Origin of the sequence: Bacillus sp. CR71, from assembly GCF_003429245.1 — a bacterium.
In the GTDB taxonomy this organism is placed as follows: domain Bacteria; phylum Bacillota; class Bacilli; order Bacillales; family Bacillaceae_G; genus Bacillus_A; species Bacillus_A thuringiensis_S.
Window position 1 is genome coordinate 4,498,244 of sequence record NZ_CP031748.1, and the last position, 14,480, is coordinate 4,512,723.

Consider the following 14,480-nt stretch of genomic DNA (forward strand, 5'->3'; position numbering starts at 1 on the left):
GTTTACCCCCTTATATATTTTTTATATAATACTTGTGTTCCACTATTTTCTTCTCCATCCTTAATTAACTCTTCATACAATTCTTTCGCCATACTTAAGCCCGGGGCTGATAATTGTAATTTTTCTGCTTCCTCTAAAGCAATTTTAATATCTTTCATAAAATGCTTTACATAAAATCCCGGCTCAAAGTCTCCTTTTAACATTCGAGGAGCTAAATTACTTAATGACCAGCTACCTGCTGCCCCTGTTGAAATGCTCTCTAACACTTTATCTGGATTCAGTCCAGCCTTCTTCGCGTAAGCAACAGCCTCACATACTCCAATCATATTGGAAGCAATCGCAATTTGATTGCACATTTTTGTATGTTGTCCACTCCCAGCTGGTCCTTGTAATTGAATGTTTGTTCCTAACTTTTCAAGTAAAGGTAAGCATCTATCATATATTTCTTTCTCTCCACCTACCATAATTGCGAGTTTTGCTTCTTTCGCACCAACATCTCCTCCTGAGACAGGTGCATCTAACGTATATATATTTTTGCTTTTTGCAACTTCATTAATGCGTTTTGCTAAAGTAGGTGTAGATGTCGTAAAGTCAATTGCTATCGTACCTTCTTTTGCATGTTCTATAATTCCTTCTATACCAAAATACACTTCTTCTACATCATGTGGATATCCAACCATTGTCATTACAATATCAACTTGCTTCACTAACTCTTTTGGCGTATCACACCAATGTGCACCATCTTGCACTAAAGAATCTGTTTTTGCTTTCGTTCTATTATATACATATACTTTATGACCATCTTGCATTAAGTGATAAACCATACTTTTTCCCATTACGCCAATACCAATGAAACCTATTGATAAAGTTTTATGTTCCATTTTCTCATCCCCTTTGTTCTAATAAATCATTTACCATCTTTCGGAACTCTTTATTAAAGTCATCATCCATACTATTTTTCACATTTGAAAATAACATAACAAAAGTTCCTTTTTCTTTATTAAAATTATTAAAAGTGTTCCAACCAGATAATACACCATGATTATGAAAATAATCTGCATATATATAAAAACTAAATGCATATTTCCGTTCTGCTGAAGGTGAAAACATTGCTTGTATACTTTGTTCAGAAAGAAGTTTTCCATTTATAATTGCTTCGTCTAACTTCTTCATATCTCCAACTGTCGTATACATCTCACCACAACCATATAGCCAATCCATGCCTAACTTCTGCGCTGGTACAAGCTCTTGATCTTTTTTCACATAACCCTTTGTAAAATTTTTATCGCCAGGTACCATATTTCCCATACCGGATTCATGCATATCTGCTTTTACAAATATGTTTTCTTTTATGTAATCTCCTAAAGGTTTTTTCGATATATGTTCTATTATATAAGCAAGCACCATATAATTATAATCTGTATATCTCCAACCTGTTCCTGCAGGAAATTCTAAATTTTGACGTCCGATCCAATTAATTAACTGTAAACGGGAAGCAGCATTAACATTGCCTTTTGCGTGTTCAGGTAAACCAGAGGTATGTGTTAATAAATGATATAGCGTAATATTTTTATTCTCCGGAAATGAAGGAATATATTTATTTACATTATCTTGAATATTCAATTTCCCTTGTTCTTGCAGCTGTAAAATAGATGTGGCAACAACTGTTTTCGTAATAGAACCGATACGATATTTTGTTTGAGGCGTATTTTCAATTTTATTTTGAACATCAGCATAGCCATATCCTTTATTCAATATAACATGCTCTTTATCTGTTACCAAAACTGTTCCATTAAATTGCTTTCCGACTAAATATTGATCTAATTTTTGAGATATGCTAGCATAATCAATTTGTTGCTCTTCTTTTTCTTCTATATTCCCTTGCACTTCTGGTTCAATAGTAGGATTCACCTTAGTTGTTAATACTGTGTTTTCCTTTATATTGGGGCTAACAAGAAAATAGTATACTCCGCCGCCAACTATAGCAGACAGTGAAGCCATTATCATTACTTTTTTTATCATGTCGATCCTCCATAATTCCTTCGCTAAAAATTGTCCCCCTATTCTATTATCAAACAATAAAAAAAAATCGCAACAATTTGTTGCGAAAAATTACATTTTTTCTTTTCTGTACACACATACTTGATTCTTTCCATTTTTTTTCGCTTCATATAAAGCAATGTCCGCTCGTTGCATTAATTCTTCTCTTGTAGTTCCTTGTTCATATAACGCAACTCCAAAGCTAGCTGTTAGCTTCGAAATTCCAGTGAATTGCTTTGTTTCAATGAAGAATCGTAATGACTCCGCAACTTGAAATGCTTCCTTTTCTACTGTATTTGTCACTAATATAATGAATTCTTCTCCTCCCCATCTTGCAAATACGTGTTGCTGCTCCACTTTAGATTTCATAAGCTCTGCAAGTTGTATTAATGCCAAATCACCAAAATCATGACCATATGTGTCATTAACTGTTTTAAAATTATCTATATCAAATAAAATGATTGCTATTTTCTCATCACTACGTATTACCTTTTCCCACTCTACCTCTAGTATTTGTTGAAACTTTAAACGATTATAAATCTCTGTCAATGAATCTACCATAGCAAGTCTTTCTTGTTCTTGATAGATTTCATCTAATTCTGTAATTTCCGTACATTTTACAATAAATCTTGATAAATCTTCTGGCAATGGTGTCGCACGTAATAGAAAAGTAGATACTTCCCCTTCATAATTTGACATCTTAATTCTTCTACCACTTGATAAAGTATCGTCTAGCCATGTTATATCATGCGTCGTCGAGTAGTATCCATTTTCTCTAATAAAATGTTCAGCAAATACTAAATGTTGCTCACGATAGGCAAACAAATTTTCATATCCGAAAAAAGTTAAAAAATTTGTATTACAATCAACAATTTCATCATCTTCTACTATAAATAATAAATCATTTTGAAAATCAAACATCGTTTGAAGCAGTTCCTGTTGCAAACTAACTTGCCTTACTAAAGAAAGTTGATACAAACTCTTATTCACTTCTTCTAATACTGCTTGTGGAGTTACAGGGGCTATTACAATATTACGTATTCCTAATGCAAGTACATCTGTAAATTCTTTTGTTATTTGTTGATCCCAAATGACAATGAATGTACTTTGCGGGGTATACATATTCTTTATATATTTGATTTGAGAATAATCTGTTACATACATAATTATAATGTGCGGTTTCGTTCTTTGAAATAATAGTTCGCCCTCTTCAAAATTATTTGCTATAAACATACATTTTGGATGGATATTTTCTATCGTTTGTTGATGCTTACATCCATTTTCTATATAAAGGACATTTAACTGCAAATCTTGTAACACATTTTGGAAAACCGTATTCTCTAATAAAAAATGTAGTATGTTCATCACTAGTCTTCACTCACTTCATATATCTTGTTCTACTGAATTCCTCACAAACATTTTTAAAAGACTGTTCTCTAATAAACTTTAATTTGCGAGAGATACATATTAACAAGCTAATTGAGAATGTTATCTTCCCTTTTCACTCTATAAATTCCTTTTTTAGTGTATGATTATAGGAATTATATCGTTTGTATGAATGCCCTAGCTTATTTCTTAAAACTTGACAATTAAAATAAAGATATTATATTCTTAAATTCGACAACTTACAAAATGTAAGTAATATACATTGCGTTTTCTTGATAATTTTATATACAATTTGGAGGATATATAATGACAAACGACAACTTTTTTAACGTTTTATATGAACGCACATCTACACGTGCATTCAACCCAAATAAAGAAATCTCATCTACAGAATTGCATGAGATTTTAAAAGCCGCAGCACAAGCACCTTCCGCTTGGAACTTACAACACTGGAAATTCCTTGTTTTTCAAGGTGAAGATGTACAAAAACGATTACACCCAATAGCTTATAACCAACAACAAATTCTTGATGCTTCTGCAGTAGTCGCTATTTTAGGTGATTTAGAAGCTTATAAAAATGTTGAGCCAGTATATGGTCCAATTGTAGAACAAGGATTTATGAAAGAAGAAGCAAAAGAACGCTTAGCTAAAAATATTGAATCTGCATATGCTCGTGAACAATTCCCGAGAGATGCTGCCTTTTCAAATGCATCTTTAGCAGCAATGCAACTTATGCTTGCAGCTAAAGCAACTGGTTGGGATACTTGTGCTATTGGTGGCTTCAATCCACAAGCACTGACAGACGAATTTAACGTTTCATCTCGTTACGTTCCAATTATGCTTATTACAATTGGTGAATCAACTTTAAAAGGTCACCCTGCACCACGTATGAGCGTAGAGCAAGTGAGTGAGTGGGCAAAATAATAAAAAACGAAGGTAACTACATTACCTTCGTTTTTTATTTCCTGTCATACTTTTGTAATATTACTACAAATCATTCGACATTTATACTTATAGAAAAGTATATTCTATTCCTTTATCATAAATAAACGTGACGTTTTGTGTCGAATTTTGTTAAGGTATTGAAATATACCCGTGTGTTTTTATTACAATTGTGATACAATGATAACAAATAGATAACAAGAGAGGGATTTTCATTGAGTTCATACGGAAGCTTGATCGCACTTTTATGTTACATAGTAACTGTACTGCTTCTATATTTTATTGGTGATGCCGCAAACATCTCCATTTTACAATTCCCAAAAGAAGAAGCATTTCAATTAGAATCAGAAAAACATACTGCACGATCCATCGTACCACTACTCCTAGCTCTTCCTGTATATATCGTCGTTTTATATAAAAGTAAAAAAGTGTAAAGGCTACCCATTTCGTTTATTTTGGTGGTTTTTACATTTTTTTGTTATATTACCCCTATTTTAAACATCATTCCATACTAAACACCCAGCTAGTCATTTAAAATGAGAAAATCCCCTAGAAAAAATTCCACTCTCTGTCCAGTCACTAACTACCGAACTTACATAGATTATAAGTGTGAAGGGGGTGATGAGGATTATGTTTGGATCATTTGGATGCTGTGATAACTTTAGAGACTGTCATCATCGTGAAAGAGAGTGCGACCATCGTGACCATCGCGAGAAAGAGAGAGAGGTAAAACCACAACAACCAGCTGTATGTAACGTACTTGCTAGCATTTCAGTTGGAACAGAGCTTTCTCTTTTAAGCATTAAAGGTATCGGATCTTTCAACGATGTAATTTTTGAAGGTTTCGCTAACGGTGTTGCTCTTTTCTCCGCTTTAGCTCGTAACAATAATGATAAAGATAATAAAGACGACAACAAAGATGATAAGAACCGTCAACGTAATACTTTTAATGGTATTTTACGTGTATGCCCAACTGATATCGTTGCTATCGCTATCTAGTTCTGTGTCTTATCCTCTATAGTAAGAAAACAAGATTTACTTTTCTCATAGAAAAAACCTGAGACCGATTTCAAATCGACTCAGGTTTTTTTATTAATTATATGCTTTTAACTAGTTCAACAACTTCTTCAGCAGTTGACATCATTAATGCTTTTTCTGCTAATGTTTCCATTTCTGCTTTTGACAACTTGCTTAGTTGTGTTCTTGCAGGAAGAATAGATGTTGCACTCATACTGAACTCATCTAAACCTAATCCTAATAATAATGGGATAGCAAGTGAATCTCCCGCCATCTCACCACACATGCCAGCCCATTTGCCTTCTTTATGAGCAGCATCGATAACCATTTTTACAAGACGTAAAATAGATGGGTTATATGGTTGGTATAAGTATGATACTTGTTCGTTCATACGGTCTGCAGCCATTGTGTATTGGATTAAATCATTCGTTCCGATAGAGAAGAAATCAACTTCTTTCGCGAATTGATCTGCTAATACTGCTGAAGCTGGGATTTCAACCATCATACCAACTTCAATAGAATCAGAAACAGTTGTACCCGCTTCTACAAGTTTCGCTTTCTCTTCTAATAAAATCGCTTTCGCTTGACGGAACTCATCAAGAGTTGCAATCATTGGGAACATAATTTTTAAGTTGCCGTATACGCTAGCACGAAGTAATGCACGAAGTTGTGTACGGAACACATCTTGCTCATCAAGACATAAGCGAATTGCACGGTATCCTAAGAATGGGTTCATTTCTTTTGGTAAATGTAAGTATGGAAGCTCTTTATCTCCACCGATGTCAAGTGTACGAACAACGACCGGTTGACCTTCTTTTACACCTTCAAGAACTGCTTTATACGCTTCGAACTGCTCTTCTTCTGTTGGAAGATTGTCACGGCCCATGTATAAGAATTCTGTACGGTATAAACCAACGCCTTCTCCACCATTATCGATAATACCTTGTACATCATTTGGTGTTCCGATATTTGCAACAAGCTCAACGTGATGTCCATCACTTGTTACAGTAGCTTGGTCTTTTAATTTTGCCCATTCATTTTTTTGCTCTTCAAATTTCGCTTTCTTTTCTTCAAACGAACGAAGAGTTTCTTCTGATGGGTTTACAATTACTTCTCCATCTAAACCGTCAATGATAACGATATCGCCGTTTTGGATTTTCTCCATAACAACTTTTGTACCAACAACAGCTGGAATTTCCATAGAACGAGCCATAATTGCAGAGTGAGATGTACGTCCACCGATATCAGTAGTGAAACCTTTTGCATACTTACGGTTTAACTGAGCTGTATCAGATGGTGTTAAATCTTCAGCAATGATGATTACCTCTTCAGAAATTGTACCAGGATTTGAGAAGTTAATTCCTAGTAAATGTGCAAGAACGCGTTTTGTTACGTCACGAATGTCTGCAGCACGTTCTTTCATATATTCGTTATCCATGTTTTCAAACATAGAAATAAACATTGATGCAACTTCATCCATTGCAAATTCAGCATTTACTTTTTCGCTATTCACTTTATCTTTTACTGGGTTTACTAGTTCTGGATCATTTAACACTAATAAATGTGCTTCAAAGATCGCAGCTTTGTCAGCACCTAGCTCAGCAAATGCGTGGTCTTTAATAGCTTCTAATTCAGTTTTTGCTTTCTCAAGCGCAGCGTCTAAGCGTGCAATTTCTGCAGCTTCGTTTGTAATTGATTTCTTTTCGATGTTAAATTCAGGATTTTCAAGTCTGAAAGCCTTTGCAATAGCAATCCCACTTGATGCAGCGATCCCTTGAATGTTAAGAGTCATTATTCTCCTAATCCTTCGTTTTTCATAGTTTCTTCGATAGCTGCTAGTGCTTGAGCTGCATCATCACCATTTGCAGTGATTTTAATTTCTGCGTTTTGTTGAATACCTAAAGACATTACGCCCATGATTGATTTTAAGTTAACATTCTTTCCGTTATACTCTAAGTTAATGTCAGAACCGAATTTGCTTGCAGTGTTTACAAGTAGAGTTGCTGGACGAGCATGAATTCCTGAGTCGCTAGTTACTTTAAAGATTTTTTCCATGATAATTTATCTCCTTTAAATTACAGTATTTTTTAGTTGTATAGACGTGAGTACTACATCATCTATTGTATATAATAGGCGATGTTCGGTCAACCACATCGCCTATTATAATTATAAACATTTTGCGTCAAATTCCTACTGAATGTCAATAATAGCGGTTTCGCCCTTCTTAACATTTCCATCTTTTTTCAATTCGACTTGTTGCCCTTGTTGTAAGTTTGTAAAGACAATTGGTGTAATGATAGATGGTGCATTTTCTTTTACAAATGCAAGATCTACTTTTAATAATGGTTGGCCTTGTTTCACCTTGTCGCCTTGTGCTACAAGCGCTTCAAAACCTTCACCATTTAATTTTACAGTATCAATACCGAAGTGGATCAAAATTTCTTTTCCGCCTTCAGATTGAATACCAATCGCATGTTTTGTAGGGAATACATTAACGATCTCACCGTTAACTGGAGAAACTACTGTTCCTTCAGTTGGCTCAATTGCAAATCCATCTCCCATCATTTTTCCTGAGAATACTTGGTCAGGCACTTCTGTAATTGGTAAGATTTTCCCTTCAATTGGTGATACAATTGTTTCATTTTCATCAACTTTTTGAGGAGTTTCTTCCACTTTTACAGGTTCTTCTTTTTCAGCATGAGGTGTACGACCTGACATAATATCATGAATTTGTGATTTTAACGTGTCAGATTTCGGTCCGAAAATAGCTTGAATGTTATTTCCAACTTCAAGTACACCAGCTGCTCCAAGTTCTTTTAAGCGGTCTTTATTTACATTCTTTTGTTCGTTAACTTGAACACGTAAACGAGTAATACAAGCATCTAAAGAAGCAATGTTTTCTTTACCCCCAAGTGCTACTAATACTTCACGAGGAAGTTCGCCTGCTTCTGCTTTTCCTGCACCGTCATTCGCATTTGCCTCTTCACGACCAGGTGTTTTTAGATTCCATTTACGGATTGCAAAGCGGAATCCGAAGTAGTAAATAACTGCTAGTACAAGACCAACAATAATTACCCACCACCATGCTGTACGGCCTGGTAGTACACCGAATAATAGGAAGTCAATTAAACCACCAGAGAATGTCATACCAATTTTAACACCTAAAATTTGCATTGTCATAAATGATAGACCAGCAAATACAGCATGAATTCCGAATAATACTGGCGCTACGAATAAGAATGAAAATTCAAGTGGCTCTGTAATACCTGTTAAGAAAGATGTTAATGCTGCAGAACCTAAAATACCTGCTGCTAATTTTTTATTTTCTGGACGTGCTTCATGATACATTGCTAAAGCTGCTGCTGGAAGACCGAACATCATGAACGGATACTTACCAGTTGTAAATGTACCTGCCGTTAATTCTACACCGTCTTTTAACTGTGCCATAAAGATTTTTTGGTCACCACGGATTAATTCGCCAGCTGCATTTGTATACTGACCGAATTCGAACCAGAACGGCGAATAAAAAATGTGGTGTAGTCCAAATGGAATTAATGAACGTTCAATTAAACCGAATATAAATGCTGCGATTGTTCTATTCGCATCAATCATTTGATGTGAGAACGTGTTTAAGCCACCTTGAATGTATGGCCAAACGAAGCACATGATAATACCTACTATTAAAGAGAATGTTGCAGTTGCGATCGGTACGAAACGCTTACCTGCAAAGAAACCTAAGTATGATGGTAATTCAATGTTGAAGTATTTATTATAGCAATATGCCGCTACTATACCGACGATAATACCACCAAATACCCCTGTTTGTAGCGTCGGAATACCTAATACGTTTGCATACGCTGGATCTGCAAATCCAATTTTTACTGGGTCTGCTCCAGAACTTGTTACTTTCACTAGCTTATCTACTTCTAAGAACACACTCATCGTTTTGTTCATAATTAAGTAGCCGACGAATGCTGCTAAACCAGCTACTCCGTCTCCACCAGCTAAACCAATTGCTACCCCAACTGCGAATAATAATGCAAGGTTAGCGAAAATAATATCACCAGATTGTTCCATAATTTTTGCAACCATTACGAACCAATCTGCTTTTAAAGCAGGAATAACATTTGTTAACTGTGGATTTTGAAATGCATTACCAAATCCAAGTAAAATACCTGCCGCCGGTAAAATCGCTACTGGAAGCATTAACGCTTTTCCGACTTTTTGAAGAACACCAAAGATCTTCTTAAACATGGAAACCCTTCCTCTCTTATCTATATTGATACCTTCCGACAAACGCCAAAAAGACATGAGGAAAAAAAGATAGAACGATAGCTATACAAAGGGTAGTATATCCCTTTCTCTAGCTTACATTCCTTACTTTTCTCCACTCATGCCTGATCGAATCAGTAACACGTGTCAAAAATAGGTTTACGTATAAGTTCACTATAATTAAGGCAAACGTTTTCGTTACTCTCCTTAATCTGTTTGTCGAAATTTGTATAACTTTGCAATAGTTATTATACATAACTATTGTAAGCGATTCAATCATTTTTTTTAACGTTTTCATTTTAGACAAAAATATATGACTTTTTACACATGCTCTGCCTTTACTAAGCGTTGCAAGTGCATCGTTAAATAAATACTTTCAGCTTCATATACAGGTAGTTGCAACTCTTTTTGCATGACCTTAACTAGCTTCCAAGCCACGTTATAGCAAACTGGATACTCCGCCTTTAATAAATCAGCAAAACTTTGCGATTCCTCTACTTTTTCTCCTTTTTTCACCCTCTCAATAGCATATTGAAGATGACGAATAAGGCGTAAATAATGAATGCTCTCTTGATCTAATGTAATTTGTAAGTTTGTCTCAATTAAAGATACAAGTTGTGCAATGAGACGGGAGTTTTGATTAACTGAAGATAAATCAGAATTTGTAAGCGAACTGTAAATGTGAAGTGCAATAAAACCAATTTCTCCTTCTGGCAATGTAATTTGCAAACGAGAATTTAAAAGTTCTACAACACCTTCAGCAATTTCATATTCCTCTGGATAGAGCATTTTTGTTTCAACTAAAAAAGGATTATCAATTGTAAGTCCTTGTTTTAACCTTTTAATTGCAAATGAAATATGATCTGTTAACGCAATATGAATATGTTCATTTAGTGGAGATTTTGCTTTTTCTTGAATGTACAGCATAATATCGTTCATCAATTCAATTAATTTTTCACTAACATGCGGCACTAATAATTTATATTGTTCACGATCACGTTCATTTTTTAAGACAAACATTTTTTCGATTTGTTCTTGCTCCAATACATCTTTCGCTTTTTTCCCAAATCCAATTCCTTTACCAATCACTACTACTTCCTCGTGTTCAGGATGGCTAGCAATGATGACATTATTATTTAAGACTTTTTTAATTTCCAGATAATTATTCATATAACACCACCCTCGTACTTAAATAGCCTACTTTTATGTTACAGAATATTCTTCTTTGTCGTCAATGTAAAACATCTGCCATTTAATAAAAATTCATTTTTTAGACATGTTTATATATGATGCGTATAATGTAAGAGCAACTGTACATAGAAAGGAGATAACAACATGATTAAAATGTTTGTAAGTGATATCGATGGTACAATGATGCAACACGGAGGTCTTATTGATGAGCAAGATGTTGCGGCACTACGCAGCCTCGCCGAGCAAAATGTTATTCTTTGCTTCGCTTCCGGAAGACTTGATAATGAAATTGCAGACTTAATGAAAGCTGTAAATACAAATTTTCATCGTATTAGTGTAAATGGTGTTTTTGTATATACACATGAAAATAAACAACTATTATCTGCAACTTTTGATTCCAGCATACTTCCCGATTTGTTAGCTATGACGAATGAAAATCCTTATTTCCGTTATGTAAGTGATGAGCATAATTATTACATTGAAGAGAAAACACCTTTTATTCAAGAACTTGAACAACAAGTAACAATGACTTCTGTTGAAGAACCAAACTTACTACAGAAGATTGATGATACAATTTTCCCAAATAAAATTTCTGTCGGTGGAACAAAGGAGAGCTTACAACTCCTTCAGAAAAAAATTGATGAAAAATTCCACGGGAAAGTTAGTACTTTCATCTCAGCAGAACAATGTTTAGATGTAATGCCACCGAATGTTAGTAAAGGCTCTGCCATTTCTGTTTTATTAAATGAGTTTCAAATAAAACCTGAGGAAATTGCTTGTATAGGGGATTCTTACAATGATATTCCTATGTTTTCTTTAACTCCTCACAGTTTTGCTATGTCGCAAGCCGATGATGCAGTGAAAAAACACGCTCACTATGTAGTAAATCACGTCAAAGATGCTGTTAACCACGTAATTGCTCATAATAAAAATACGACTCATTCCTTATAAGGATGAGTCGTATTTTTATTTCTTTACATGTTATCCATTTTCATTTCCACTGTACTTCACAAACTGAAATATACTATTTGTTACGTGCAATATTCGTAATAAATTTATAACGATCTCCACGATAAATACATTTCACGTACTCTAGCGGTATCTCACCTTCTGAATATGACCATTGACGCATTACAAGTACAGGCGCCTTTTTAGGAATATGCAGATGTTCAGCTTCATTTTCCGTTGCAACAGAAGCTTCAATTGACTGAGTAGCGCTAACAAGTTTAAAGCCCAGTTTTTTCTCTAAATGTTCATATAAAGATTGTTGCAATATCTCTTCGTTAATATCTTTTACAAGAGCTGGCGACAAATATGTCGTCTCAAAAGCAATCGGTTCATCATCAGCTAAGCGAATACGCCTCACTTCATAAACCGATTCCCCCTCCTGTATTCTCAACCGGTCTGCTATTTTAGCAGTAGCTGGAACTAGGCGGAAACTAAGTAATTGACTACTTGGGTTCATCCCACGAGAAATCATGTCTTCTGTGAATCCCGTCATTCCTTGCAATTTTTGTTCCACTTTCGGAAGTTGGACAAATGTTCCAATTCCACGCTTCCGATATAAATAGCCTTGTTCCACTAAATTATTAATCGCCTGTCTGATTGTCATACGACTCACTTCGAACTTATCACAAAGTTCATTCTCAGATGGGATTTTATCTCCCGGCTTCCATTCGCCGTCCTCAATTAGCTGTTTCACCCACTCTTGAATCTGATAATAGATCGGAAATGGTGAATACTTGTCGATGTTCATCAGCAATCGCCTCACTGCATAAAGATAGAGCTTCTTGATCTGCGATTACGGTTACATTCGGATGACGTTGTAAAACTGTAGCCGGACACTCTTCACTATATTCACCTTGCAATAATTCTTTAACAGCTTCTGCCTTTTTAGCACCCATAGCTACAAGTAGAACTTGTTTCGCTTTCATAATGCTTCCAATTCCCATTGTAATCGCATGAGTTGGCACATCTTCTTCTTTTTCGAAGAAGCGAAGGTTTGCTTGGCGTGTAGATTCTGTTAATTCAACAATGTTCGTTGGAGAATTAAACGGTGTTCCTGGCTCGTTAAATCCGATGTGACCGTTTTCACCGATTCCAAGAATCTGTAGGTCAACTGGGTTAGCAGCTAGAATGCCCTCGTAACGTTTGCATTCTTCCTCTAAATCACTTGCCATCCCGTTTGGTACATAAGTTTGTTTAAATGGAAGATGATCAAACAACTGTTCTTGCATGAAATAGTGATAGCTGTTTTTATCTTCATGTGGTAAATTTACGTACTCATCTAAGTTTACAGTGGTTACACGGCTTGTATCAAGTTTATTTTTTCGCATTTCTGCATAAATACCTAATGGAGAGCTTCCTGTAGCCATTCCTAATGTTGGATTTTCTTTTGTTTTTACAACTTCTTCAATTAATTTATAACCTACTTCTGCTAGTTCTTCTGGAGTTTTTACAACAAGAATATTCATTTAATTACTTCCCTTCCTTCATATGAATTCCTAAACGAACCGTATCATATACATGTAAATCTTCATTCATCACAACAAAGTCTGCATCTTTTCCTACCGCTAATGCACCTTTATTATTTAATCCAAACTCTTCTGCTTGGTTAACTGATGTCATCAGTACTGCATCTTCGATTGAACAACCTGTAAATTCAATTACATTTCGGAAAGCTTGATCCATTTTTAGAATACTACCAGCTAACGTTCCATCTTCTAATCGAGCACTACCATCTTTTACATGTACCGGCTGTCCGCCAAGCTCATATAATCCATCTTCAAGACCTTTTGCGCGCATTGCGTCAGTAATAACACTTACTTTTTTCGGTCCTTTTAACTTATATGCTAATTTCACCATATCAGGGTGAATATGAATACCATCTGTAATTACTTCAACCATTACATCTGGATTTAATAACACATGACCAACAACTCCTGGCTCACGGTGATGTAATCCACGCATTTGATTGTATAAATGTGTCGCATGTGTAATCTTTCTATTTTTTAGTTGCGCATCAATTGCATCTGTATGCCCCATTGTGCCAACTACACCAGTTTCAGTAAGATATTGTTCAAACTCTAATGCTCCCTCTTCTTCTGGTGCATATGTTACTAATTTAATTAAATTCCCACTTGCTTCTTGCCATTGTTTAAATTGCTCAATATTTGCAGGAACGATATGTTCAAGTGGTTGTGCACCTGCACGTTTCTTTGAAACATAAGGTCCTTCTAAGTGAATATATTCGAAATGTGCTCCTTTTTCTTTTGCTTCTTTCGCAGCAGTTAGCGCTGCTTCAATTGCCTCTGGAGCTTGTGTCATTGTTGTTGGGAAGTAAGTTGTAACCCCTTCTTTTAACATTTCTTTACCTAGAGTTACTAACCCATCGCTATTTGCATCCATCGCATCAATATCGTATCCACCATGAATATGAACATCGATCATACCTGGAATTACAATCTTCCCTGTAGCATCAAAAACAGTTTCATTTTCTTGTGGTACATATTGAGCCATCAAACCAATTTCTTTAATGGTTTCTGCGTAACGAATAAATCCGTTTTCCACTATTTCTTGACCTGTGTAAATTTTGGCATTGATGACAATTTGCGTTTTCATTTTCATCGATC

At 35.2% G+C, this 14,480-nt stretch carries 14 protein-coding genes; 4 read left to right on the top strand and 10 right to left on the bottom strand.

The window, feature by feature from the left end; all coding sequences use genetic code 11:
* Positions 1-2: 2 nt before the first annotated feature.
* The 3 genes from DOS87_RS22445 to DOS87_RS22455 form a co-directional block, all read right to left on the bottom strand.
* Complete coding sequence (locus DOS87_RS22445; RefSeq protein WP_098578249.1) at positions 3-881, bottom strand: NAD(P)-dependent oxidoreductase; 879 nt, start codon at positions 879-881, stop codon at positions 3-5.
* 4 nt (positions 882-885) lie between these two features.
* The gene (locus tag DOS87_RS22450; protein WP_000592890.1) at positions 886-2,022 is read right to left on the bottom strand and encodes a serine hydrolase; all 1,137 of its coding nucleotides are present in this window, start codon (positions 2,020-2,022) and stop codon (positions 886-888) included.
* Between the two features lie 90 nt (positions 2,023-2,112).
* Positions 2,113-3,405 carry a GGDEF domain-containing protein gene (locus DOS87_RS22455; RefSeq protein ID WP_001023182.1) on the bottom strand — a complete coding sequence of 431 codons (1,293 nt, stop codon included), beginning with the start codon at positions 3,403-3,405 and terminating at the stop codon, positions 2,113-2,115.
* A 327-nt stretch (positions 3,406-3,732) separates the two neighbouring features.
* Between DOS87_RS22455 and DOS87_RS22460 the strand changes: the two genes are divergently transcribed.
* The 3 genes from DOS87_RS22460 (at position 3,733) to DOS87_RS22470 (ending at position 5,367) form a co-directional block, all read left to right on the top strand.
* Positions 3,733-4,350: a nitroreductase family protein gene (locus DOS87_RS22460; protein WP_000180387.1), complete on the top strand. Its 618-nt coding sequence runs from the start codon at positions 3,733-3,735 to the stop codon at positions 4,348-4,350.
* 233 nt (positions 4,351-4,583) lie between these two features.
* Entirely contained in the window at positions 4,584-4,802 is a 219-nt protein-coding gene (locus DOS87_RS22465; protein WP_000100494.1) for a hypothetical protein, read from the top strand.
* Positions 4,803-4,998: 196 nt separating this feature from the next.
* Complete coding sequence (locus DOS87_RS22470; RefSeq protein WP_000468031.1) at positions 4,999-5,367, top strand: DUF3915 domain-containing protein; 369 nt, start codon at positions 4,999-5,001, stop codon at positions 5,365-5,367.
* A 97-nt stretch (positions 5,368-5,464) separates the two neighbouring features.
* Here DOS87_RS22470 and ptsP read toward each other — a convergent pair whose 3' ends face one another.
* The 4 genes from ptsP to glcT all read right to left on the bottom strand — a co-directional run bounded on the left by ptsP (position 5,465) and on the right by glcT (position 10,827).
* A complete protein-coding gene (ptsP, locus tag DOS87_RS22475) occupies positions 5,465-7,177 on the bottom strand; it encodes a phosphoenolpyruvate--protein phosphotransferase (protein ID WP_000174212.1) in 1,713 nt (570 codons plus the stop codon).
* Positions 7,177-7,440, bottom strand: a complete 264-nt coding sequence (ptsH, locus tag DOS87_RS22480; RefSeq protein WP_000411080.1) for a phosphocarrier protein HPr — start codon at positions 7,438-7,440, stop codon at positions 7,177-7,179. The genes ptsP and ptsH overlap by 1 nt, the downstream gene beginning before the upstream one ends.
* Before the next feature lie 135 nt (positions 7,441-7,575).
* Complete coding sequence (gene ptsG, locus DOS87_RS22485) at positions 7,576-9,639, bottom strand: PTS glucose transporter subunit IIABC (RefSeq protein ID WP_000473175.1); 2,064 nt, start codon at positions 9,637-9,639, stop codon at positions 7,576-7,578.
* A gap of 339 nt (positions 9,640-9,978) precedes the next feature.
* Entirely contained in the window at positions 9,979-10,827 is an 849-nt protein-coding gene (glcT, locus tag DOS87_RS22490; RefSeq protein WP_001067323.1) for a glucose PTS transporter transcription antiterminator GlcT, read from the bottom strand.
* Between the two features lie 165 nt (positions 10,828-10,992).
* Between glcT and DOS87_RS22495 the strand changes: the two genes are divergently transcribed.
* Complete coding sequence (locus DOS87_RS22495) at positions 10,993-11,799, top strand: Cof-type HAD-IIB family hydrolase (protein WP_000594250.1); 807 nt, start codon at positions 10,993-10,995, stop codon at positions 11,797-11,799.
* 73 nt (positions 11,800-11,872) lie between these two features.
* On the opposite strand, the gene DOS87_RS22500 is transcribed toward DOS87_RS22495, so the two are convergent.
* The 3 genes from DOS87_RS22500 to nagA are packed head-to-tail and all read right to left on the bottom strand — an operon-like array spanning position 11,873 to position 14,469.
* Positions 11,873-12,604, bottom strand: coding sequence for a GntR family transcriptional regulator (locus DOS87_RS22500; protein ID WP_014894892.1), 732 nt, complete (start codon positions 12,602-12,604; stop codon positions 11,873-11,875).
* Positions 12,534-13,322 carry a glucosamine-6-phosphate deaminase gene (gene nagB / locus DOS87_RS22505; RefSeq protein WP_001024215.1) on the bottom strand — a complete coding sequence of 263 codons (789 nt, stop codon included), beginning with the start codon at positions 13,320-13,322 and terminating at the stop codon, positions 12,534-12,536. Before nagB ends, DOS87_RS22500 begins: the two co-directional genes overlap by 71 nt.
* Positions 13,323-13,326: 4 nt before the next feature.
* The gene (nagA, locus tag DOS87_RS22510; RefSeq protein WP_002082222.1) at positions 13,327-14,469 is read right to left on the bottom strand and encodes an N-acetylglucosamine-6-phosphate deacetylase; all 1,143 of its coding nucleotides are present in this window, start codon (positions 14,467-14,469) and stop codon (positions 13,327-13,329) included.
* Positions 14,470-14,480: the final 11 nt, after the last annotated feature.

Excerpts from the sequence above, each read along its gene's own strand:
- DOS87_RS22445 (WP_098578249.1), bottom strand. The coding sequence starts at position 881 with ATGGAACATAAAACTTTATCAATAGGTTTCATTGGTATTGGCGTAATG.
- DOS87_RS22450 (WP_000592890.1), bottom strand. The coding sequence starts at position 2,022 with ATGATAAAAAAAGTAATGATAATGGCTTCACTGTCTGCTATAGTTGGC.
- DOS87_RS22455 (WP_001023182.1), bottom strand. The coding sequence starts at position 3,405 with ATGAACATACTACATTTTTTATTAGAGAATACGGTTTTCCAAAATGTG.
- DOS87_RS22460 (WP_000180387.1), top strand. The coding sequence starts at position 3,733 with ATGACAAACGACAACTTTTTTAACGTTTTATATGAACGCACATCTACA.
- DOS87_RS22470 (WP_000468031.1), top strand. The coding sequence starts at position 4,999 with ATGTTTGGATCATTTGGATGCTGTGATAACTTTAGAGACTGTCATCAT.
- ptsP (WP_000174212.1), bottom strand. The coding sequence starts at position 7,177 with ATGACTCTTAACATTCAAGGGATCGCTGCATCAAGTGGGATTGCTATT.
- ptsH (WP_000411080.1), bottom strand. The coding sequence starts at position 7,440 with ATGGAAAAAATCTTTAAAGTAACTAGCGACTCAGGAATTCATGCTCGT.
- ptsG (WP_000473175.1), bottom strand. The coding sequence starts at position 9,639 with ATGTTTAAGAAGATCTTTGGTGTTCTTCAAAAAGTCGGAAAAGCGTTA.
- glcT (WP_001067323.1), bottom strand. The coding sequence starts at position 10,827 with ATGAATAATTATCTGGAAATTAAAAAAGTCTTAAATAATAATGTCATC.
- DOS87_RS22495 (WP_000594250.1), top strand. The coding sequence starts at position 10,993 with ATGATTAAAATGTTTGTAAGTGATATCGATGGTACAATGATGCAACAC.
- DOS87_RS22500 (WP_014894892.1), bottom strand. The coding sequence starts at position 12,604 with ATGAACATCGACAAGTATTCACCATTTCCGATCTATTATCAGATTCAA.
- nagB (WP_001024215.1), bottom strand. The coding sequence starts at position 13,322 with ATGAATATTCTTGTTGTAAAAACTCCAGAAGAACTAGCAGAAGTAGGT.
- nagA (WP_002082222.1), bottom strand. The coding sequence starts at position 14,469 with ATGAAAACGCAAATTGTCATCAATGCCAAAATTTACACAGGTCAAGAA.